At 61.8% G+C, this 21,788-nt stretch carries 20 protein-coding genes and 1 pseudogene; 14 read left to right on the plus strand and 7 right to left on the minus strand.

The features are described 5' to 3' along the window. Nucleotides 1-9 precede the first annotated feature (9 nt). Nucleotides 10-519: pseudogene (locus tag OH764_RS22335) on the minus strand (phosphoribosyltransferase); the annotation flags it as partial. 220 nt (nucleotides 520-739) lie between these two features. On the opposite strand from OH764_RS22335, the gene OH764_RS22340 reads away from it, so the two are divergent. Both OH764_RS22340 and OH764_RS22345 read left to right on the plus strand, forming a co-directional pair. Then, nucleotides 740-1,282, plus strand: coding sequence for a putative pterin-binding protein (locus OH764_RS22340; RefSeq protein ID WP_498850837.1), 543 nt, complete (start codon nucleotides 740-742; stop codon nucleotides 1,280-1,282). After that, on the plus strand, nucleotides 1,252-3,102 hold the full coding sequence (locus OH764_RS22345; RefSeq protein WP_498850838.1) for an ATP-binding response regulator: 1,851 nt from the start codon (nucleotides 1,252-1,254) through the stop codon (nucleotides 3,100-3,102). The genes OH764_RS22340 and OH764_RS22345 overlap by 31 nt, the downstream gene beginning before the upstream one ends. 27 nt (nucleotides 3,103-3,129) lie before the next feature. Here OH764_RS22345 and OH764_RS22350 read toward each other — a convergent pair whose 3' ends face one another. The 3 genes from OH764_RS22350 to OH764_RS22360 form a co-directional block, all read right to left on the minus strand. Next, on the minus strand, nucleotides 3,130-3,984 hold the full coding sequence (locus tag OH764_RS22350; RefSeq protein WP_027779377.1) for a helix-turn-helix domain-containing protein: 855 nt from the start codon (nucleotides 3,982-3,984) through the stop codon (nucleotides 3,130-3,132). A 280-nt stretch (nucleotides 3,985-4,264) separates the two neighbouring features. Further along, nucleotides 4,265-5,605: a type II toxin-antitoxin system HipA family toxin gene (locus tag OH764_RS22355; protein WP_498850839.1), complete on the minus strand. Its 1,341-nt coding sequence runs from the start codon at nucleotides 5,603-5,605 to the stop codon at nucleotides 4,265-4,267. Between the two features lie 2 nt (nucleotides 5,606-5,607). Continuing rightward, entirely contained in the window at nucleotides 5,608-5,862 is a 255-nt protein-coding gene (locus tag OH764_RS22360) for a helix-turn-helix domain-containing protein (RefSeq protein ID WP_498851263.1), read from the minus strand. A 257-nt stretch (nucleotides 5,863-6,119) separates the two neighbouring features. Here OH764_RS22360 and OH764_RS22365 point away from each other — a divergent pair, with 257 nt between their 5' ends. From OH764_RS22365 to zwf, 5 genes are all read left to right on the plus strand, one after another. Beyond that, a complete protein-coding gene (locus tag OH764_RS22365) occupies nucleotides 6,120-7,460 on the plus strand; it encodes an NAD(P)/FAD-dependent oxidoreductase (protein ID WP_498850840.1) in 1,341 nt (446 codons plus the stop codon). Between the two features lie 48 nt (nucleotides 7,461-7,508). Next, nucleotides 7,509-8,141, plus strand: a complete 633-nt coding sequence (locus OH764_RS22370) for a cysteine peptidase family C39 domain-containing protein (protein ID WP_498850841.1) — start codon at nucleotides 7,509-7,511, stop codon at nucleotides 8,139-8,141. A 151-nt stretch (nucleotides 8,142-8,292) separates the two neighbouring features. Further along, entirely contained in the window at nucleotides 8,293-8,556 is a 264-nt protein-coding gene (locus OH764_RS22375; protein WP_498850842.1) for a hypothetical protein, read from the plus strand. Between the two features lie 201 nt (nucleotides 8,557-8,757). Then, nucleotides 8,758-9,693, plus strand: coding sequence for a delta(1)-pyrroline-2-carboxylate reductase family protein (lhpI, locus tag OH764_RS22380; RefSeq protein ID WP_498850843.1), 936 nt, complete (start codon nucleotides 8,758-8,760; stop codon nucleotides 9,691-9,693). Nucleotides 9,694-10,050: 357 nt separating this feature from the next. Further along, on the plus strand, nucleotides 10,051-11,532 hold the full coding sequence (gene zwf / locus OH764_RS22385; protein WP_020070374.1) for a glucose-6-phosphate dehydrogenase: 1,482 nt from the start codon (nucleotides 10,051-10,053) through the stop codon (nucleotides 11,530-11,532). 75 nt (nucleotides 11,533-11,607) lie between these two features. Here the strand turns inward: zwf and icmH are convergent, their stop codons facing one another. The 3 genes from icmH to tssJ all read right to left on the minus strand — a co-directional run bounded on the left by icmH (nucleotide 11,608) and on the right by tssJ (nucleotide 14,478). Beyond that, complete coding sequence (gene icmH / locus OH764_RS22390; protein WP_498850844.1) at nucleotides 11,608-12,387, minus strand: DotU family type IV/VI secretion system protein; 780 nt, start codon at nucleotides 12,385-12,387, stop codon at nucleotides 11,608-11,610. Beyond that, a complete protein-coding gene (gene tssK, locus OH764_RS22395) occupies nucleotides 12,384-13,730 on the minus strand; it encodes a type VI secretion system baseplate subunit TssK (RefSeq protein WP_020070376.1) in 1,347 nt (448 codons plus the stop codon). Before tssK ends, icmH begins: the two co-directional genes overlap by 4 nt. 121 nt (nucleotides 13,731-13,851) lie before the next feature. Beyond that, nucleotides 13,852-14,478 (minus strand): type VI secretion lipoprotein TssJ, encoded by a 627-nt coding sequence (tssJ, locus tag OH764_RS22400; protein WP_498851264.1) that lies wholly within the window; start codon nucleotides 14,476-14,478, stop codon nucleotides 13,852-13,854. Between the two features lie 372 nt (nucleotides 14,479-14,850). Between tssJ and OH764_RS22405 the strand changes: the two genes are divergently transcribed. From OH764_RS22405 to tssG, 7 genes are all read left to right on the plus strand, one after another. Then, complete coding sequence (locus OH764_RS22405) at nucleotides 14,851-15,537, plus strand: tetratricopeptide repeat protein (protein WP_498850845.1); 687 nt, start codon at nucleotides 14,851-14,853, stop codon at nucleotides 15,535-15,537. Nucleotides 15,538-15,573: 36 nt separating this feature from the next. Continuing rightward, nucleotides 15,574-16,122 carry a type VI secretion system contractile sheath small subunit gene (gene tssB, locus OH764_RS22410; RefSeq protein ID WP_498850846.1) on the plus strand — a complete coding sequence of 183 codons (549 nt, stop codon included), beginning with the start codon at nucleotides 15,574-15,576 and terminating at the stop codon, nucleotides 16,120-16,122. Between the two features lie 14 nt (nucleotides 16,123-16,136). Then, nucleotides 16,137-17,627 carry a type VI secretion system contractile sheath large subunit gene (gene tssC, locus OH764_RS22415; RefSeq protein WP_027779364.1) on the plus strand — a complete coding sequence of 497 codons (1,491 nt, stop codon included), beginning with the start codon at nucleotides 16,137-16,139 and terminating at the stop codon, nucleotides 17,625-17,627. Nucleotides 17,628-17,699: 72 nt separating this feature from the next. Next, on the plus strand, nucleotides 17,700-18,203 hold the full coding sequence (locus tag OH764_RS22420; RefSeq protein WP_020070381.1) for an Hcp family type VI secretion system effector: 504 nt from the start codon (nucleotides 17,700-17,702) through the stop codon (nucleotides 18,201-18,203). A gap of 85 nt (nucleotides 18,204-18,288) precedes the next feature. Then, entirely contained in the window at nucleotides 18,289-18,768 is a 480-nt protein-coding gene (gene tssE / locus OH764_RS22425) for a type VI secretion system baseplate subunit TssE (RefSeq protein WP_020070382.1), read from the plus strand. 111 nt (nucleotides 18,769-18,879) lie between these two features. Then, on the plus strand, nucleotides 18,880-20,718 hold the full coding sequence (gene tssF, locus OH764_RS22430; RefSeq protein WP_498850847.1) for a type VI secretion system baseplate subunit TssF: 1,839 nt from the start codon (nucleotides 18,880-18,882) through the stop codon (nucleotides 20,716-20,718). Then, the gene (gene tssG / locus OH764_RS22435; protein WP_498850848.1) at nucleotides 20,682-21,776 is read left to right on the plus strand and encodes a type VI secretion system baseplate subunit TssG; all 1,095 of its coding nucleotides are present in this window, start codon (nucleotides 20,682-20,684) and stop codon (nucleotides 21,774-21,776) included. The genes tssF and tssG overlap by 37 nt, the downstream gene beginning before the upstream one ends. Nucleotides 21,777-21,788: the final 12 nt, after the last annotated feature.

The following is a 21,788-nucleotide window of genomic DNA, read 5'->3' on the forward strand; positions in this document are numbered from 1 at the left end:
CAGCTTCTAAGTCGCGTAGTGGTGATCGTCTGCCATTGCCGGCGCATCGCCTGCTTCGACGCGCGCCCAGTCGTTGCGATAGCGCTCGGTGTAGGCCTGGCGTTCCCACGGGAATAGCGCGAAGTAGCCGCGCGCATCGATTGCGTAGTCCGGCTGCGTGCGGCTGAGGTCGTCGACGGCGCCCGTCAGCGTCTTCACATCGAGGCCATGCTGTTTGAGGAACGCAAGGCAGTCCACCAGCGTAAAGCCGCGGCCCGCAATGTCTTCGCACAACAGGACCTTCGAGCCGGCCGGCGGGATGGGCAGCGTCGAGTCCCACGCCACTGTGCGCGACGTGCGGTCATAGCGCAGAAACGCGACCGGCGCGCCGGCCGAGTGCGAAACCATCAGTGCGAGTGGAGCACCGCCACGCAGAATGCCGATTGCCATCGCAAAACCTTCGGCGAGCAACGCGGGTTGCAGCGATTCGATCCAGTGATCGAGTTGCTCATAGGTAAGGGGCAAAACCGGCTTGTTCATAACGCTCGTGAGGTCGCGCAACGCGAGTGGGAAAACCGCCGCCTGAAGCGCGACGCGTGTTGGCAGGTAGCGCGGCAGTGGGCCTTCGTTTTTTCCTGCAACGAATTTTGACGATATTATGCATGCCGTTCAGCGATCGCGCGTCGGGGTGGCGCGTGTGACGGCAAACGCGGGGCGATGCGCCGCAAGAAAAACAACAGACCACGGAATAAAAGAGCAGATGACCAAAGTAACTGCAAGACTGCAACGCAGGTTTGGCGCGCAGGCGCGCGCGCGGTGGGCGATCGGGTTGATGTTCGCGCTGACCGCCTGGAGCGTGCAGGCACAAACCGACGCTACGGCGCTCTCGCTCGACGTGTCCGGCAAAATCGGCAAGACGAACGACGCTGCGCACCGTTCATATCGCTTCGCCGAGGCGCAGCTGCTTGCGCTGCCGGCCCACTCGATCACCACTGCCACGACGTGGACGCCGCGCTCCACCTTCACAGGACCGCTGCTCGCGGATATTCTGAAGACGGTTGGTGCGTACGGCACGCAGGTTGAAATCCGCACGCTCGACGACTACACCTACACGGTCCCAGTATCGGATTGCGACCGCTACGGCGTGGTTGTGGCGTACAGCATGAACGGCCGGCGCCTGAAGATCAGCGACTTCGGGCCCCTGTTCCTCATCTATCCGCGCGACGCGTTCCCCGATGAACTCGCGGGCGCCTCGGGCGACTCCAAATTCGTATGGCAGATCAAGGCACTCATAGTCAAGTAACGCGCCGTCCGTGGCGCCGGGTTTTGTATGTGCTGATCTGGCTCACCGCGCTCGCCGCGCCGGCCGGCGCGATCGGCTATCTGCTCTACGCGAACCTGCTCAATCCGGGCACGACCGAGTCCCTCACAGGTTCGTACGACGGCTTCTATTGGGACGCGGCGCAACTGCAAATCGCCTACGCACGCTTCGAGAACCAGCTGTTGCTCTACCAGGCCGGCGTCGATGACGACTATCAGCGGCTCACGTTGCGCTACCAGTTGCTGCAATCGAAACTGCACGTCATGGAAGGTTCCACGCTCAGGCTCACGACGCAAGTCGCGCTGGTGCAACGGCAACTCGACGAGATCCATGCGCTCGACCGCATGCTGACCGGCCTGGCGCCTCAGGTCGCGTCACTGCCCAACGATCCCAGCGGAGTCAACCGGATCGTCGCGCAGTTGCGCCAGCACTGGAACGAAGTGAACGATCTCGCGCTGAGCCGCCGTTTCGCCGATGTCGCCGACCGCGAAGCGATGAACCGCGATTACATCGACAAGCGCCGGCTGCTTTTTGCAGGCGGCATGATCCTGCTGCTGCTGTCCGCTGCGGCGACGCTGCTGCTCGTGGTGAATGGCCGGCGTCGCACGCGCCTCATGCATCAGCAGCACGCGGCGCTCGAAGCCGAGCACCAGGCGAGCCGTGCGGCGCGCGAGGCGAGCCTCGCGAAAGACGCGTTTCTCGGCATGATCAGTCACGAGCTGCGCACGCCGTTGCACGCGATTGTGTCGTCGATCGAGTTGCTTGGCTTCAACTATCACTCGGAAGCCGACCGCAAGGTGATTCAGCGGCTCGAAACCGCAGCGCGGCATCTCGAAGCGCAGATGAAGGACCTGACCGATTACGCGCGCCTCGGCGCGGGCAAGCTCGAACTGCGTCACGAGCATTTCGAGCCGCGCGAGCTGCTGGCGTCCATCGTCGACGAACATGCCATGTCCGCCGCCGCGCGCGGCCTCACGCTCGAGAGCGAGGCGAGCGGCGTGAGCGGGCTCGTCGATTCGGACCCGCACCGCATTCGCCAGATCGTCAATAACCTCGTTACGAACGCAATCCGCTATACGGAAACCGGCACGGTGCGCGTGAAGCTGATGCAGCGGCCGGCGCTGCTGAGCTTCATAGTCAGCGACACGGGGCCGGGCGTATCGCAGGCACAGATTCCACTGATCTTCGAAGAGTTCACGCAGCTGGACAGTTCGCGCACGCGCCGCTTTGAAGGCGCGGGCATGGGACTCGCAATCGTTCAGGGACTCGTCAGGTTGTTCGGTGGAAGCGTTGAAGTGTCGAGCATGGTGGGCGAGGGCACCACTTTCACCGTGACCATTCCTGTTACGCCGGTCGCGTCTGCTCAGGTGCCCGGCGTCACTGCGCAGGCCGAGCCGGGCGGCGCGCGGCCCAGCGTGCTGATCGTCGACGATAACCGGCTGATGCGCGAGTCGCTCGGTGAAATGGTTGCGCATATGGAGTTCGACGCGCACGCCGTCGCCAATGCCGACGATGCTCTCGCGTGGCTCGATGCGCATCGTTGCGACGTGGTGCTGCTCGATTTGCACATGCCCGAACGCGACGGCTACGCGTTTCTCGCGGATCTGGCCGCGCGCGGCGGGCCGTCGTCGGAAGTGCCGGTAATCGTGGTCAGCGCTTATGCGCCGGAGACCGGCGCGAGGCAGAGTGGCGAGACAGAGAACGGCGCGCTGCCGTTCTTCGAGGCGTTATTAAAGCCGATACATTACGGGGATCTGCGCAACGCGTTGCAGCGCGCGCTGGCTTCCCGGCACACCGTCTAGGACAGCGCTGCGCGGTTCACGACCCGGTCATGGCCGGTTCAGCCGCTTGGATAGATCGGCCACCAGAATCGCCATGCGCGCTGGCTTTTCGTAGCAGGCGACGTCGTAGTTGCGGATGACCTGGCTGATCTCCGATTCGCTCGCCTTGCCGGTGAGCAATTCGCCGGTCAGCACGAAGATCGGCGCATCGGGATTTTCCGACGCGCGCACCGCACGAATCGCGGCCGCCGATGTCTGCGTGCCGAACAGCCAGTCGATCACGATGCCGTCGAACACCTGGGTTTGCAACTGTTCGGCGAAAGCCGAAAGGCCGTAGATCGCCACTGCGGTGAAACCGCTGCGCTCGAGATAATCTCGCAGATTGTCGGCGCTCGCCTGATCGTCGTCGACAACGGCGATGGTCGGCTTGTCCGTTTCCGCGCGGCGCGGATAAATCTCGATCTTGTGGACTTCATACGCGCTTTGGTAGAGCGCGCCGTCGTGACGCGCGACGCGCCACTGGCCGAGCTTGGAGTACGCGACGAATTCCGGCCGGCTGCCCGGTTCGAGCGCGGCGCCGACCCAGGCGGTGCAGGGCAACTCGATTGCGCCGATGCAGAACACGGCCTCCTGCGCAATGGCGCCGACCATGCCTGGGTCAAGCGATTGAGCGCCGAACAGTTGCGCCGCAGGCTCGCCGTACACCTCGGCGACTTTCTTGATTTGCGACAGGGTCCACGGGCTATTGCCGCGCAGCTTGCGGTGCCCCTGCGAAAAACTCAGATCGAGGATGCGGCAAAGTTCTGTGGTTTGCTGTCGCTTGCCGATTCCATGCCGGCTCATCAACTCGCGCACGCGCTCGGCGACTGCGATGGAGTCTGGTGAGTGTGTTTCGTTGGTCATACTGCGTGAAAATCCGCCGTCTTAAAGGGCTGTGGGGGCGATACGGCAGGCGTAGCGCGGCCGTGCATCATGGACACAAGGCAAAGCAGTACGCGGGGGACAGCAAATGTACCGTAAAAACATCCCGGTCAGGGTTTTTGTAAAGGCGCCGCTGTTTCTGTCAGGGAAAGCCCGAAATTCGACAGATTTACGGTCATACTCGCGCACGCCGCTATGCGTAGTGCATAAAACGCATTTTACCGGCGAAACCGGGCCGCATCCACCGAGCGCCCGGCCGGCGTCAAGCCGCGGGCATCTTCGCAAGTTTCGTAGCGGAGTTCCGCAGGCCCTTGAAGATCCGCTCGGCCACCTTGCCCGGGAATCGCTCGGGCAATTCTGCCGTGACCTGTTCTATCACGCTCGGCGTCTGCCCGATCAGGCGCTCGATCAGCGGTTCGGCGCTCGCGCCATACGAGCACTTGAGCGCCATCGTGTTGAAGTGGCGCCGCTGCACGTCCCGAAAAGCGTCGTGCTTGCTGCGCGACCACATGCCCATTGCGAGGCGTGCCTTGAACCACGACCATTGGTTAGGGCCGTTTCCCTCCACCGGCCAGATAGACATGACGTCGTAGAGCGGTGTTAGCCGGTACTGGCCGCCCGCCAGCAGGCGAATACTGAAGTTTTTCGCGTGGCCGTCCGGCGCGGCGAGCATCCAGAAGAGAATCTGGCTCGCGAGCAGCGTCTCGATGTCTTGCTCGGCCGCGACCGACTGTTGCAGCACGCGCGCCAGATCCAGCACGCCAGGACCTCCTTCGTTCTCGTACTTGAGATGCGAAGGCACGCCGTACACCTGGCAAAAGTCCTCCTGAGGCAGGCGCAGCAGCCATTGCCCGCTCGAATGCAGTTGCCGGTCGAAACGCTCGACGCTCAGCACGCGTTGCTTGCCAAACGTCACGATTTCCGTGTTCGCTACCGGCAAGCCGAAAGCGCGCAGTATGCGCAGGCACAGCCATTCGTTTTCGACCGACGTGCTCAGATCCGCCAGCTTGTTGCCGACGAGTCCGAGCGGCAGCTTGAAGATATGGGTGGTGGGCGTGGCGCCGTGCGGCCGTTTCCATTGTTCGTCGTGCCACAGCAGCGCAGTTTTCTCCTGTGCGCCAGCAAGCGAAATGCGGAAATCGTCGATTTCCTCTGTCGCGCCGAGCGCGGGTGCGCTGACGGTGCGCGTCAGCATGGTCTCGATCTCGGCATCGGTCAGCGGCGTGCCCTCGATGCGGTCTACGCCCACCGGCGCATCGTCTTCGGGCAGCAACTGGACGGCGCCCACGCAGTCGCGGCCGATAGCTTGCAGCAGATCGAACGCGTCCAGCGTTTCAGTCCGGTAGCGCTGAGCGATACGCTTTCTGATGATGTCGCTGTCGGGCAGCAGGTTGTCGAAGTAGTTGAGCACCCGCGGCCCTTTGTGCGCGAGGTTGCCGGGCATGAAAGGCAGCGAGAGCGACAGCGGCCGGCCGGCGGGCGAGCCGATCCAGGTGGCGTCGTAAGAAAATTCCATCGGACCGCGGGCAGGAAGACGCCACACGCCGACGCGTTCGCCGTTCGCCCAGACGGAAAGCGCGCGTGAGTGGGTAGGGCGGGCCATGCTTACCATTCGGTGGAAAGCGCCGGTGCGGAGGCCGGCTGGTTCTTGTCGCGCAGTTGCAGCTGCAGCCCATAAGCACCGCACAGCGATAGCAGCTGGGCGACGGTCAGCGCTGCTGCGTCGGTTTCCCACGCCGAAATACGGCTTTGGCTCACGCCCACTCGTGCGGCGGCTTCGGCCTGCGTAAGACCCGCTTGCCGGCGGCTTGCAGCCAGCAGTTGGGCAATTTGGTCTGGTGTGGCGATGGGATGGAGCATGGCAAATATCCGTCGAACGAATAAATGCATTTTATTCGCCATGCGAATATCTGGCAAATATTCGTGTGGCGAATAAACGCCAATATCTGCGAGACGGATATTTGCAAATTATTCGTCTCGCAGATAAACCGCATCCTCCCTGAACTGCGCGAACGACGCGGTTCCGAGCGACTCCTGCAGGGCTCCGGGCGCCGTCGCCATTGCGGACAATCGGTTCGCCTGCGAAGATTACGCTCGCACTTAAAACCACTCGCCCGATGACCACGACTTATCCGCTGCACGCCGGCTTCAGCGTCAACGACCAACCGTTTCCCAAGCACGCCGACGTAGTCATTGCCGGTGCCGGCATCATGGGTTGCGCAGCGGCCTACTATCTCGCGCGGCGCGGGTTGTCCGTGGTCGTACTCGACAAGTCCCGCATCGCCGGCCAGCAGTCGTCCCGAGCCTTGGGTTTCGTGCGCCAGCAGGGCCGTGAATCCGCCGAAGTCCCGCTGATGATGGCGAGCATACCGTTGTGGGAAACGCTCGAGCGCGAGTTGAACTTCGACCTCGAATGGCGTCAGGGCGGCTGCCTGTATGTGGCGAGCAGCGAGGAGGACTGGACCTCCTTCCAGCAATGGATGGACGTCGCGCGGGAACACGGGCTCGACACGCGTACGCTCGATCGGAAGCAGATCGATTCGGTGGTGACCGGCATGCAAGGCCCGGCGCTCGGCGGCCTCTATACGCCGAGCGACGGTCAGGCCGAGCCGCGCCGCGCCGCTGCCGCATTCGCGGCGCGGGCGCGGGAAGCGGGCGCGCTATTTTTTGAAGGCTCCGGCGTGCTCGGCGTGGAACGCGCGGGCGGCGCGATCGCCAGCGTCGTCACAGAGCGCGGAACCATCCGCACGTCGCGTTTCATTTGCGCGGCCGGCGCGAGCAGCTGGCGTCTTCTGAAAACACTGGGCCTGGAATTGCCGCAGCAGGCGGTACGGGGCACTTGCATGCGCACGAACCCATTGCCGCCCGTCACCGCGTCCACGTTCTGGGGACATGGTCTGGGCGTGAGGCAACGCGCGAACGGCGCGATCAATCTCGCCGACGACATGCAGGTCGACGTCGACATGACGCTCGGCCATTTCCGCGCGCTGAAATGGTTTCTGCCCGAACTGTGGAGTCAGCGTCAGAAGTTCAGCTTTCATCTGAACGGCGCCTGCTTGCAGGACTTGCGCGACCGGCTGCCGGGCAGCGTGCCGCAGAGCGAGCGCGTGCTTCATCCGCGCGACCCGCACCCGCAGCCTAACGTGAGCCACGCGCCTCGCGCGCTTGCCAAACTGCGCTCGCTGTTTCCCGCGCTGAAGGACGCGCAGGTGGTCGAGTCGTGGGCGGGTCTGATCGACGTGTTGCCCGACGGGATTCCGGTGATCGACGCCCCGCCGCAGGTCAGCGGTCTTACGATCGCCACCGGCTTTTGCGGCCATGGTTTCGCGATGGGACCTATCGTCGGCAAGCTGCTTGCGGAGATGAACGACGGCGGGCAGGCGTCGCTGGATCTGTCGGCGTTTCGCCTGCAGCGTTTTTTCGACGGCACCATGCAACGGCCTCGCAGCATGTTGTAAGCGCGTCTACCGTCTTCGCGTCCCACACTTTTCATTGATCGCCTCAGCATGAACGAACCGACCCTGCGCCACGCCGGCGTGCCGTATCACCCGCAATGGGGCAGCCCCGAATGGGTCCGCCATATCGTCGAGCAAAACGGCGATCCTTGCGACGATCCCGGCTGGCAGAAGAGCGGCTTTTCGGACCCGGAGCAATACCGCTTCTGGGCCAAACGCCTGTGCGGTCTGACGTGCCTAGAGTCCGCACTCGACTACTGGCGTATCGAACATCCGCCGCGCGCCGCGCTGCTCGACGAAGCGCTCGCGCGCGGCGTGTATCGAATTCGCGACGACGGCGGCGTCGACGGTCTTATTTATCACCCGTTCGCGGCGTGGGTGCAGCAGGCGTTCGGGGTGCGCGTCGACGTACTGTCAGAGGCGACGCTCGAAGAAATCGCCTCGCGTCTGAATTCGCGGACGCTCGCCGTTGTCTCCGTCAGCCCTGAGATCCGCTATCCAGAACGGCCTAATGAGCGCCGGGGCGGTCATCTGATTCTGCTGCACGGCCGCGATGCGAACGGCGTGTGGTTCCACAATCCTTCGGGGATCGGGCCGCAACAGGCCGACGTCTATCTGCCGTTCGCGACGATGACGCGTTTTTACGCCGGCCGCGGGATGGTGCTTAGTGTGGGCGCGGGCTGAGGGCGAAGGCTTGAGGCGAGGGCTGTAAAGCAAGCGCGGCAAGATGGGACGGCATGCACCGTGGGCACAACCGCCCAACCGCACAGCCCGCAGTTGATCAGGCCCGTTTTCTGCTGTGACGTTGTATCGACATTGCGATACGGGACCCGATATGACCAGAATCCACGCCTTGCTCGCCGCGAGCTTTTTCGCCATCAGCGCCATTACCACAGCACATGCCGCGACACAGGACGAACAGGCCAAGGCCTGTCGCGGCGACGCAATGCACTTTTGCGCCGCGGACATTCCTAACAAAGCGAAAATTACGGCCTGCATGAAGCAGCACGTCGACGAACTGAGTCCGCCGTGCCGAGCTATGTTCAAAGGCGGCAAAAAGTCCGGCGACAGCAGCGCGAATTCGGGCGCTGCGCAGTGAGTCGGCAGTGAGTCCGCTGTGAGCGAGCGGCACTCGCGTGACACGCGGGAAGGGAGGCCACCCGGGGAATTGCAGCGCGGTCATGGCTACCTTCACGGTCACCGTCACCGCCATAGTCATCGTGCGAGATCTCAATGCGCGCTCTGAAGGCGGCGCGGCGTCGTAGAATCGCCTGTCTCCACTGTGACCAGACATCCGCTCATGACCCGTCCGACCACGCAGATTTTCGACGCCGCCGCGACCGCGCGGCTCACACCGTATGCCGAACTCGTCGACGCGCTGAAGAGCGCGAGCATCGAGTACGCGCAGCAACGCATAGCGAGTCCCGAGCGGCTTGTCGTGCCGCTGAATCAAGGCGGCATTTTGCTGTCGATGCCGGCAACCTCGCCGGATCTCGCAATCCACAAGCTCGTCAACGTGTGTCCCGGCAACGGGTCGCGCGGCTTGCCAACGATCCACGGTCAGGTGATGGCATTCGACGCCGACACTGGCGAGACGCTGTTCATCCTCGACGGCCCCACGGTCACGGGCCGCCGCACCGCGGCGATGTCGATGCTTGGCGTCCGGACACTCGCCGCGGCCGCGCCTCGCGAATTCGTGCTGATCGGCACCGGCACGCAGGCGCTGAATCATCTGGAAGCAATAGGCGAGCTGTACCCGGACGCGCGCGTGTGGGTGAATGGCAGTGCGCCGGCCCGCGCCGAAGCGTTTTGCGCCGCCCATCGCGGCAAGGCATTCGAAGTCCTGCCGCTTGCGGATCCGGACGCAGCGCTGCCCGAGTCGGTCGACACGGTCATTGCTCTGACCACGAGCCGGCAACCCGTCTATCAGGAAGCCCCGCGCGCGAGCCGCCTCGTGATCGGCGTCGGCGCCTTTACGCCCGAGATGGTCGAAATCGGCGCCCGGACGATCGCGGACAGCGCACTTTTTGTCGACGACGAAGCCGGAGCAAAACACGAAGCCGGCGATTTCATCCAGGCAGGCGTGGATTGGAGCGACGTTCGGGGCATCGCGGCAGTGCTGGATAACTCAATGCCGCTGCCGGATCGAACGCCGATCGTTTTCAAAAGCGTCGGCTGTGCGGCTTGGGATCTGGCGGCGTGCCGGGTCGCGCGCCAGGCTTTGGCCGGCGGCTGAGCCGGGCGCCGCGCATTCTGCACAGAGGAAGCGAACGGCAGTTGCCCGGTGGACCAGGTCGACCAGCCGCCGCCGCGGCCTACTCAGGCCCGGTAACGCTAATCGCATCAAGCGCAATAAGAAATCCCATCAAAACAGTGGCTTGCCGGGCCCCGTTGGCATATTGCGCCAATGTGCGGCGCATGTTGCCGTGCAAACAATCCCAAAACGTTGCACCATAGGCGTCTGCCAGAAAATTGTGCCGATCAGCGTGCCGAGGCCGCCTGTCCACTTTTTCTGCCTTTGCCCCAGGCCTCGGCCCGAACGGCCCGTTGGCTCCTGGCAACGCTTTCTTTCTCACGACGCTGCGACCGCGCTATGACGACCCAACACGCTTCTGCGACTCCCGACCTTCCGCTCGACATGATCATCTTCGGCGGCACTGGCGACCTGTCGTTTCGCAAGCTGCTCCCTGCGCTTTACATGGCGCATCTGCACTGCAACCTGCCGCCGGAAACGCGCATCCTGACGATCGGGCGCAAGCCGTGGTCGCGCGATGAGTACATCAACGAATTTATGGAGCAGAAGGCCAAGCCCTTCATCGAAAAGAAAGCATTCGATGCCGCCGCGTGGGACAAATTTCTCGCGCTGTTCGAATACGTGCGCATGGACGTCGACTCGCCAGAAGACTATCAGCGGCTGAAGGAAGCGTCGCGCGAAGGCGTGCGCCGCGTGTTCTATCTCGCGACGTCGCCCGATCTGTTCATGAATATTTGCGAGAACCTCTCGGGCGCGGGCCTCGTAGACGGCAACTCACGCGTCGTGCTCGAAAAGCCGCTCGGTCACGATCTGGCGTCCGCGCAGGAGATCAACACGGCGGTCGGCAAGCATTTCAGCGAAGCGCAGATCTACCGGATCGACCACTACCTCGGCAAGGAAACCGTGCAGAACCTGATGGTGCTGCGCTTCGGCAATCCGATTTTCGGCCCGCTGTGGCAGGCGCCCTATATCAAACGCGTGCAGATTACGGTGGCCGAAACGGTCGGCGTGGGCAGCCGCGCGGGCTTCTACGACAAAACCGGCGCGCTGCGCGACATGGTGCAGAACCACCTGCTGCAACTGTTGTGCATCGTCGCAATGGAGCCGCCCGTGTCGCTGGACCCGGACGCGGTCCGCGACGAGAAGCTCAAGGTGCTGCGCTCGTTGCGGCCCATGACGCCCGAGGACATCGCCCGCGATACCGTGCGCGGCCAGTACACGGCGGGTGCGGTAGACGGCGAGGCCGTGAAGGGCTATCTGCAGGAAGACAACGTGCCGGCCGGAAGCCGCGCGGAGACGTTTGTCGCGTTGCGCGCGCATATCAACAACTGGCGCTGGGCCAACGTGCCGTTCTTCCTGCGTACCGGCAAACGTATGCAGAAAAAGGTATCGGAGATCGTCATTGAATTCTCCGAACTGCCGTTCTCGATCATTCCGAGTGGCGGACGCAACTACGGCAACCGTCTCGTGATCCAGTTGCAGCCCGAAGAGTCGATTCAGCTGCAAATGCTCGCGAAGGAACCGGGCAGCGGCATGCACATGCTGCCGGTGAATCTGAACCTCGACCTGCAGCAGGCGTTCACCGAGCGTCGCGCGGAAGCCTACGAGCGTCTGCTGATCGACGTGATTCGCGGACGCCTCACGCACTTCATGCGTCGCGACGAACTGGAAGCTGCGTGGGCGTGGGCCGAGCCGATTCTCGAAGGCTGGGCCAAGTCGGGCGAGCGGCCGCGTAACTACACAGCGGGGACGTTCGGACCGGCTGCGTCGACGGCACTGATGGCGCGTGAGAATGCGGTGTGGGCGGAGGAGTCGCAGTAAGCGGTTTTTTCTGTCGCACCGTGAAAAACGGCCCGCTGAATCAATGCGGGCCGTTTTACTTGTAGCGAACTGACCTCAGGGCAACGAAATGGTCAGCGTGGCCGATTGCGGCCCCAGCTTGACCACCTGCGAATAGGGCGCCAATGTGCGCAACGTCTGATCGCGCAAATACGTGTTCAGGCCGAGATAGGCGAGCAGTCCCACCAGCGCGAACACCGCGCCGATCGACCACAACGGCACTTCGCGCTTCAGACGGTGCGCGACCTGATCGGGCAACGGCCAGTGCGGTGCGAACGGCGCACGCTTGCCCTTCATGTGCGCGATTTCGTCGCCGATACGCGCGGTCAGATACGCAAGCTTCTCCGGCCCTTCCAGCAAGTACTTGCCTTGAAAGCCGAGCAGCAGGCACATGTGGAACACCTCGAGCGACTGCAAACGAGCCGCGCCTTGCGCGCGGCATTCTTCCAGATACTGGAAGAATTTTTCGCCCGCGAGCTGCTCGCCGAACAGCACCAGTTGCAGCGGCCGCCGCTCCCATTCCGTGCGAATCTTGAACGTGGACGACAACACCGACTCGTCGATCGCCGCACAGAACGCAAACTTCGACGCGTAGACATCTTCGGCGGAGGCATTGAGCTTTTTCGCGCCGCGCTCGAAGTCGCCGAGAAACTGCTGAATGCGCTGGCTGAACTCGTGTGCTTCGCCAGGCTCGCGGCCGTTCTTCAACAGGAACAGCATGAAGAAGCCGTCGTACAGCAGGTCGAGTAGCGAACGGACCTGATAGCTCGGCTCGGTCGCCGGGGCGGGCGTCGTGGCAGGCGTGCTGCCGCCGAAAAGTGAAGGCGCGTAGCTCATGATGTGACCGCGATCAGTTCAAGTTGAAGATCGTTGATACCCGAGGGTGCATAGATCATTGCGGATTGCGCTTGCAACATGCGCTCATACAGGGCGCCGCGCGGCTCGAAGGAGAAATAGCACGCCCCTGGCCGCACCGGAATCGCAGGGGGCACCTGTGGCGTGTAGACGAGTCGCACGCCCGGCATGGCCGAGAGCACGAGCTTGTCGACGTCGTCTGGCGCGCCGACCTTGAAGCGTGCCGGTACCGCTTCGACCAGTTCGGCGGTGGGCATGTCGGCGGATACCGCGATATAGAAGAGCGTTTTGTCGTCGATCTTGCCCGAGTCCAGTCGCCCGGCATGGAACGACGGACGCACTTCTTCGAGCGCGATCGCGAAGTAGCGTGTGGAGATCACGGTTTCCAGCAGATCGCGCAGGATCATATCGAGCCGGGCAAAGCCGGGGCCCGGATCGTCGTGACGATAAGCCGGCAGATCGGACAGCGCGTAGCCCTTGGAAAACGTCATCAACTGGCCGGCGAGACGCAGCAACTCCTGAAACAGCCGCTCCGGATGCAGCGCCGAATGCTGATATAGATGAGCGAGCGACGCGAACGCCGCGCTCGCCGTGTGCAGCAGCCAGAACGACGCAATGTCGCCCGAACGGAACTCGATGATGTTCTTGGTCGGTTCGCGGTGAAACCCGTATAGCGCGTTGACCTTGGCCTGCAACGCGTCGATCAACTGACGCAGCCGTTGATGCAGAACCGGCGAAGCGTCGATTGCGAGGCAGGGCGGCACGAAGCTGTCGTCGATTTCGAAGCCCGACGTAGCTGTGCGGCGCACGCGCACGAGCGGCACCGAAAGCAGTTGATCGCGCGGCTCGCTGTGCGCAATCAGCTTGACGCTCGTCTTGAGGAAGGTGATATCGGCTTCGGCCGCGTCGGTGAAATGATCGGCGACGGGAGTCTGCTCACTGACGTAGCGCGCGACGAACCCCGCGTTGTTGTCGTGCGAATAGTTGGCGCCCGTCTCGCGCAACGGATGCAGCGCAAGATAAAACGTAAATTCGTTGATGCCGTCGGGCAACGTGTCCAACGCGATGGGCGGTGGCAGGTCGTCCGCTTGCGGCGCCGAATACAGTGCGCCGTCGGGGAACACCAACGAAAGCTCGCTGACACGCAGCACGTTGCTGCCAAGTGCATCACGGTCGAAGCGCGCCGAACGCACGCCCCAGTTGTACGGCTGGATAGCCTGAATGGACTCGAACAGGCGCGCCTCGTGATAGGCGTCCTGACGCTGAAAATGCTGCGGCCTCAGAAACAGGCCTTCCCCCCAGAGCACTTTTGCGGAATAACTCATCTCAAACCTGTTATATGGATTCAGCGTGCGGCGCGCCCGCAATAAGCCCATTCGGGCGCCGCATTGTTAATTCTCTTGAAAATGTTAAATCTCACTGCTTCCGCATCTTTCGCGACGGGTTTTAACCACAGCTAACAGCGGAAAGCATATTCAGCGGCTGCGCGGGCAATCCCTGTTCTGGCGGGATCACCGTGCCGTTGGTCACCGTCATTGCGCAGTTATGCAGGCCGATCATTATGCCGGATTTCTCCGACTTCGCCGGGTCGAAGGCGAATTTCCAACGCTGCATGGCCGGATCGCGGAATAGAGCGACGATACCGAAGGCTTGCGCTTCACGCGATACCTTTTCGGTAACAACGTAACGTTGGCCCGGGATCAGCGTCACTTCACGCACGCCCAGCAGATCGCCGCCGAGTATGGTCTTTTCCTTCGCCGGGTCAGTAAATGCGTCGAATGGCGCCTGCTGGAATGAAGTGGGATCTTTCAATGTGTAAAGCCGCACCACCAGCGCAAATGGCCGCCTGTCATTTGCAGCATTCAGATTGGGCGCCGCATATAACGTGAGGCCGACATTGCGCGGCGGTTTTTGCGCGTCCGGCAAATCCGGCTTGCCGAGGCCGCTCGCCTGCAAAGCCGCATTGGCAGCGGCTCCGAGCACGGTAACGCCTGCGGCACAACCGCCCAGCGCGGCGCACAGAGCGGCGTTTGCAATCAATAGCGATGCATGGCGAACAAGACGCGAATTCATATACATCGACCGGCTGGCCGCCGTCCCCCGTCTAAACATCGATAACAAAAATGATTTCTGCAAAACTTCACCAACTAATGCCGCTTTCTGCCGTTTACTGCCGCGCGATGCCGCTTGCATGTAATACCACGCATACATTGGCTTTGCGGCCGCCGAGTGGCAAAATTTCCCGTTTACCCTACTGCCCTATTGCGACAGGAAACAATTTCTGCATGCGTGGTTTTAAAGATCCATGCGTATTTTTTTCGTGCAATGCTTCTTCACGTGAAAGTTGAATTATCGAAAATTGGCCTGTACTATACCCGCGCACTTGAAGCAAAGCAAAACTCCGGTTTCTCCTTGAATTAAAAAATCGCACGTCGGTGAAAAACGATGAATGACCGTCTGTTAGTAAAACTATCTGGGGTAGTGTTGGCATGCGGCGTGATGGCCGGTTGCGCGACACAAGGCAACAACACGGCGACCACACCGGAGGCTTTTAATAAGCAGCTCGCGGACGCAGATACTGTAGCGAAAGGCGGCGATCAGGATCGTGCTATCGCGCTTTATCAGCAGCTTTCAAAATCAGATCCGACGCGCGAAGAACCTTGGTCGCGCATTGCGCAGATCCAGTTTGCGCAAGGTCATTACGGTCAGGCTATCGTCGCCGCGCAAGAGGCCTTGCAGCGCGACCAGACCGACCGTCAGGCAAAGAGCGTACTGGCCGTGGCGGGCCTTCGCGTTGCCACTCAATCGCTCGGTGAATTGCGTCAGGACGCGTCACTCGCGGGCGACGCCAAGTCGGACGCGCAAGCGCTCGCCAAGCAGTTGCGCGACACGCTGGGCGAAGCCACGCTGTTCCCGCCTGACCCGAGCGACAAGACGGCTGCAAAGAAAAAGCGCGTGATTCGCCGCGTCGCGAAGAGCAAGACGGTGGAGGCGCCGGAAGCGAACACCACGGCTGCGGCTCCGGCCGCCACGCCGGCGGCTCCGGCGGCGCCTGCTCCTGCGGCACCCGCAGCGCCCGCCAAAGCTGCGCAAAGCGGCGGCGCGTCAGATCCGTTCAGCGCGCTGCGCTGATCTCCACGTCTCACCATCAGCATTCGGGAGCCGACGATGGCGAAGAAAGAAAGCATACAAAAACGCTTGCAAAAAGTGCGGCCGCCCCGCGTGCAGCTCACCTATGAGGTCGAGCGCGGCGATGCGATCGAGGTGAAAGAGCTGCCGTTCGTCGTCGGCGTGGTGGCCGATCTGGCGGGGCAATCTGAAGTCGATCAGCCGAAGCTTCGCGATCGCAAGTTCGTCAATATCGACCGCGACAATTTCGACGACGTGATGAAGGCGATTGAGCCGCGCGCTGCGTTCCAGGTGGAGAACCGCCTGAGCGAAGCCGGCGGAAAATTTGCCGTAGATCTGCGTTTCAAGTCGATGGCTGATTTCAATCCGGACGAAGTCGTCGCGCAAATCGAGCCGCTGCGGCGTCTGCTCGAAGCACGTTCGAAGCTCGCGGATCTGCGCAACAAGCTCGCCGGCAACGACAAGCTCGAAGATCTGCTTTCCGAGGTGCTCAACAACACGCAACAGTTGCAAACCCTGGCGAAAGATCAGGGCAATGCGGCGGGCCAGAACGGCGGCGCGCCGGACCACGACAAGCAAGGCGAATAAGTACGGGGTGTGAGATGAACCAGCAAACAGCAGCGGCCCAACTCGCTACTGCGCAAAGCGGTCCGGAATCCACGCTGCTCGACGAGATCGTCGAGAAAAGCCGCGTGGCGAAGTCCGATTCCGAACATGCGCGGGCGAAAGACCTGATCGGCGAACTCGTGCACCAGGTGCTCGACGGCACCGTGGTCGTCTCCGACAACCTGTCGGCAACGATCGACGCACGCGTTGCGGAACTCGACCGCCTCATTTCCGCGCAGTTGAGCGCGGTGATGCATGCACCCGAATTCCAGCGTATGGAAAGCACCTGGCGCGGTCTGGACTATCTGTGCAAGGAGAGCAACACCGGCGCGACGGTCAAGATCAAGGCGCTGCATGCGCCTAAGCGCGACCTCGTACGTGACTTCAAGACCGCGATCGAATTCGATCAAAGCGCGCTCTTCAAGAAGATCTACGAAGAGGAGTTCGGCACGTTCGGCGGCTCGCCGTTCGGCGCGATCATCGGCGATTTCGAGGTCACGCGTCAGCCCGAAGACGTCTATTTCATCGAGCAGATGTCGCATGTCGCGGCGGCCGCGCATGCGCCGTTTATCGCTTCGGCGTCGCCCGAATTGCTAGGCCTCGAAACGTTTGCCGATCTCGGCAAGCCGCGCGACCTCGGCAAGGTGTTCGATACAGTCGAATACGCGAAGTGGAAGTCGTTCCGCGACTCGGAAGATTCGCGATATGTGGGCCTCACGCTGCCGCGCTTTCTCGGCCGCCTGCCGTTCAATCCTAAAGACGGCGCCACGGCAGAAGGCTTCAACTTTGTCGAAGACGTCGACGGCACCGATCACAGCAAGTACTTGTGGTGCAACGCGGCGTGGGCATTCGCTGCGCGCCTCACGGCTGCATTCGACGATTTCGGCTGGTGTGCAGCCATTCGCGGCGTGGAAGGCGGCGGTCTGGTGGAAGATCTGCCGACTCACACCTTCAAGACCGACGACGGTGAAGTTGCGCTCAAATGCCCGACCGAAATCGCCATTACCGATCGCCGGGAAAAAGAGTTGAGCGACCTGGGTTTCATTCCGCTCGTGCATTGCAAGAACTCCGACTACGCCGCGTTCTTCGCCGCGCAATCGGTGCAGAAGCCCAAGAAGTACAGCACCGACAGCGCAAATGCGAATGCCGTTCTGTCCGCGCAATTGCAGTACATCTTCTCGGTATCGCGCGTTGCGCATTACCTGAAGGCAATGATGCGCGACAAGATCGGCAGCTTTGCATCGGCGCAGAACGTCGAAGTCTTCCTCAATCGCTGGATCTCGCAATACGTGCTGCTGGATGACAACGCAACTCAGGAACAGAAAGCGCAGTTCCCGTTGCGCGAAGCGTCCATCCAGGTCTCGGAGATTCCGGGCAAGCCCGGCGCATATCGCTCGGTTGCTTTCCTGCGCCCGCATTTCCAGCTCGACGAACTGTCGATCTCCTTGCGGCTCGTCGCCGACCTGCCGAAACCGGCCAATTCATAAACGAAGTCAGAAAACCCGGGCCGGCCGCCCGGGTTAGCTGTTAAAACCACCTCTTTGGGGAGTCGATGAGTTATGAAGGACATCTATTTAAAATTCGGCAATCCGGCGATCAAAGGCGAGTCTGCCGATAAAGATCACGCTGGCTGGATCGAAATCGATTCGTGGAGCCACTCGATCACGCAACCGCGCTCGGCCACGGCTTCGACCGCGGGCGGCCACACGTCCGAGCGTTGCGAACACGCGGACATGCAGTTCACGAAAGACATCGACGTAGTCAGCCCGCTGATCTATCAGCACGCATCGGGCGGCACGACGTTCGACGAAGTCACCATCGACTTCATGCGTTCGGACGGCGAAGGCAATCGCATCAAGTACCTCGAAGTAAAGCTGAAGTACGTGATCATTTCGAGCGTGACGCCGAGCGTCGTCGGCGAAGGTCTGCCTACCGAACAGTTCTCGCTGAAGTACGCAGCCGTGCAGTGGAAGTACACGCAGCAGAAGATCGGCGGCAACCAGGGCGGCAACGCGCAGGGCGCGTGGAGCCTGACGAAGAACGACAAGACGTACGCGGTCTGATGCATGGGCGCGCACGCGGCGCGCGGCCCGCGAGGGCTGCAGCGCAAGGCGTGCGCACTGCATCTAACCGCTTCTTCGGACGCCGATGAAACGCTTCGAACCCAGCTTTCTCGACAAGCTGTTCGACGACGAACCGCATCTGCCGGCTTCACCGGCGATGCGGCAATTGTCGTTGGAGGAGTTAAAGGGCACTGTCGCGCGAGATGTCGAAGCGATACTGAACACGCGCATCGCGCTGACCGAGCATGAACTCGCGGCTTTGCCTGAATGTCAGCGCTCCGTGCTCACGTACGGCCTGAACGACTTCGCAGGACTGAGTCTCGCGAGTCACTACGACCGCACGTTCATCTGCAAATCGATTCAACAGGCAATTGCGCGGCATGAGCCGCGCTTGCAGCAGGTATCGGTCACGCTCGAACTGAACGAACAATCGACCAACGCGCTGAATTTCGCAATTCAGGCGCTGCTGGTCGTTCATCCGGCAGAAGAACCGGTGAGTTTCGACGCGATGTTGCAGCCGTCCACATTGCAATACTCGGTGACGCGCGCACGCGCAAAATTGTAAGCGCTGTTTTTAGCTTGATACCGCTTGGCTTCAGTGCCGCTTTTCCGCCGCCGCCACGCGCACCGGTGGCAGTTGTGAAGCGGAGAAGGTTCGGGTTCGGGGATTAGATCGATGGAAGAATTGCTGCCGTACTACGAGCGCGAGCTGTCATTTTTGCGGCGCTATTCGCGCGACTTCGCGGAACGCTATCCGAAGATCGCCGCGCGTCTTGCCATGTCGGGCGAGCACTGCGAGGACCCGCATGTCGAGCGAATGATCGAGTCGTTCGCGCTGCTCGGCGCGCGTATCAACAAGAAGCTTGACGACGACTACCCCGAGTTCACCGAAGCGCTGCTCGAAGTGCTGTATCCGCATTATCTACGGCCATTTCCATCGTGTTCGATTGCGCAATTGGGCAACTCCGCCGCATTGAGTCATCTGACGGAACCGGTCAAGATCGAACGCGGTACTGAGCTGAAGTCGCGGCCCATTCGCGGCGTGCAATGCCGTTTCCGGACCGCGTTCGACGTCACGCTCGCACCGGTCCGTATCTCCGAGGCGAAGTACACGTCAGTCGCGATGGCGCCCAGCGCGACCGTGTTACCCGGCAATGCGACCGCAATCGTTTCGATCACCTTCGAATCCACCGCCGCGCAACTCGATCTGTCCGCGTTGAAGGTCGGTACGTTGCGCGCGCATCTGCACGGCGAGCAGTCGTTCATTGCGGCGCTCGCCGACTGCCTGTTCATCAATGCAATGGCCGTCTATGTCGAAGCCGACCGACGCGGGGTATGGACGCAACTGCGTGCATCGCCGCTCGCGCAAGCAGGCTTTGACGAGCAAGACGCGCTGATCGACTATCCTGCCAAGTCCCATCCGGCTTATCGGCTTCTCACCGAGTACTTTGCATTCCCGGAAAAATTCAATTTCGCCGACTTCGATCTGACCGCAATGACGCGCGCGGCGGGACGCTGCCAACGGCTGACACTGCACGTCGTGCTGAAAGACGTGCGCAGCGATTCGCATGTCGCCAGGCTTCTCGATGCTTTGTCGGCGCATCATTTCCGTCTCTTCTGCACGCCGGTGGTGAACCTGTTCGAGCAGCACGGCGAACCGATTCGCGTGACCCATCAGGCGGTCTCGTACCCGGTGATCGCTGAAGCGCGCCGCGCATTTGCCTATGAGGTTTATTCGATCGATTCGGTCAAGCTCGTCAGGCAACAGGCCCACCAGGAGTCGGTCATCGAATTCAGGCCGTTCTATTCGCTGCATCACGGCGAGGCCGCACGCGCCGGACACTACTGGTTCGCGCGCCGCAACGATTGGGTCGCGCAAAAGAGCCCAGGCTACGAGACCGAGATCTCGATTGTCGATATTGACTTTGAACCGGCGGCGCCGCAAACCGACACGTTGAGTCTCGATCTGACCTGTACGAACCGCGACTTGCCCGCAGGCCTCGCCGTGGGTCTGGAAGGCGGCGATCTCTTTCTGGAAGGCGGGTCGCTGACGGGCAGCATTGCGATGTTGCGCCGGCCCACGCCGAGTGTGCGTTTCGAACGCGGTCGGGCCGCGCATTGGCGGCTCATCTCGCATCTCGCGCTGAACCATGTGTCGCTCGCGAATAGCGGGCTTTCCGCGCTGAAGGAAATGCTGGTGCTCTACGATTTGCGGCGCACGGCGGTGTCGGCGCGGCATATCGACGGTCTTGTCGGGATCGAGCAGCGCGCGGCCGTGCAATGGCTGCCCGGTAAACCGTTCGCGACGTTCGTGCGCGGCATCGAGATTCGCTTGACCATCGACGAAGAACATTTTGTCGGCACAAGTCTCGCGTCTTTCGTGCGCGTGATCGACACATTCTTTGGGCTTTACGTACATTTGAACAGCTTTGTGCAACTGGTCGTCGTGTCGAAGCGCACTGGCGAGGAGATCTTGCGATGCAAACCGCGCAGCGGCGAATCGATCCTGGCGTAGTCGAGCAGCTTCTCGACGAACCACATCGCTTTGAATTTTTTCAGGCGGTGCGGCTGTTCGAAAAGTGGTTCGCACAACAATCGCCGTCTGACACGGGACGTTCCGGCGATATCGTCGCGCAGCGCATTGCGTTTCGCAATTCGCTCTCCATGTCGTTTCCGCCGAGCGAGATCCACGGTGCGCAATCGTACGACGAAGAAGGCACTGCGTTAAAGGAAAAGGCCCAGCGTACGGCAGCGCTCGAAGACGGCTCGCTCGAAAAAGTGGACATCACGCCGGCATTTTTCGGCTTGCTCGGCGGGCAGGGCGCGTTGCCGCTGCACTACACCGAGCAGATCATCGCCCGTGAACAGATCAAGCGTGACCGCGCCGCGCGCGAATTTTTCGATGTGTTTTCCAATCGCGCCACCGCGCTTTTTTACGCGGCCTGGAAGAAGTACCGCTTGCCGTTTCATTACGAACTGGATCGCGACGAACGCTACTTGCCACTGCTGCTTGCGCTCGCGGGCGTTGCGGACAACGACACCCGCACCAGTCTGCAAACTGGCGAGGGCGCGCTATTCGACGAAGCGATTGCCGGCTATGCGCTGCCTGCGCGACACAGGCCAGTGTCGGCAGCGTATTTACAACGCACGTTGTCTGAATACTTCAAGGTGCCGGTGCGTGTCGAGCAGTTCGTCGGCAAATGGTATGACGTGCCGCGCGATCAATTGACGCTGCTCGGCAGCGTCAACGCGACACTCGGCGCAACGGCGCTCGCCGGGGAGCGCGTCTGGCAACGCGACATGCGCGCGCGGCTCGTGATAGGACCGCTCGATAAAGCTGACTACGAGGCGTTTCTGCCCGGTGCGGACCGTGCCGTTGCGCTGGAACGCATGCTTACGCTGCTGGCAGGCATCACGCTCGAATACGAAGTGGCGCTAGTGCTGCGCCGCGAGGCCGTGGGCCCGACGTTTCTCAGTAACGGCGCACGCCTCGGTTGGGACGCGTTTCTGTGTACACGCGACGCCGAGCGCGACCGGATGGATGCGCGTTACGAACTGCACGTGATTCACTGACCATAACGATAG

Origin of the sequence: Burkholderia sp. M6-3, from assembly GCF_050858985.1 — a bacterium.
Taxonomy (GTDB): Bacteria; Pseudomonadota; Gammaproteobacteria; order Burkholderiales; family Burkholderiaceae; genus Paraburkholderia; species Paraburkholderia caledonica.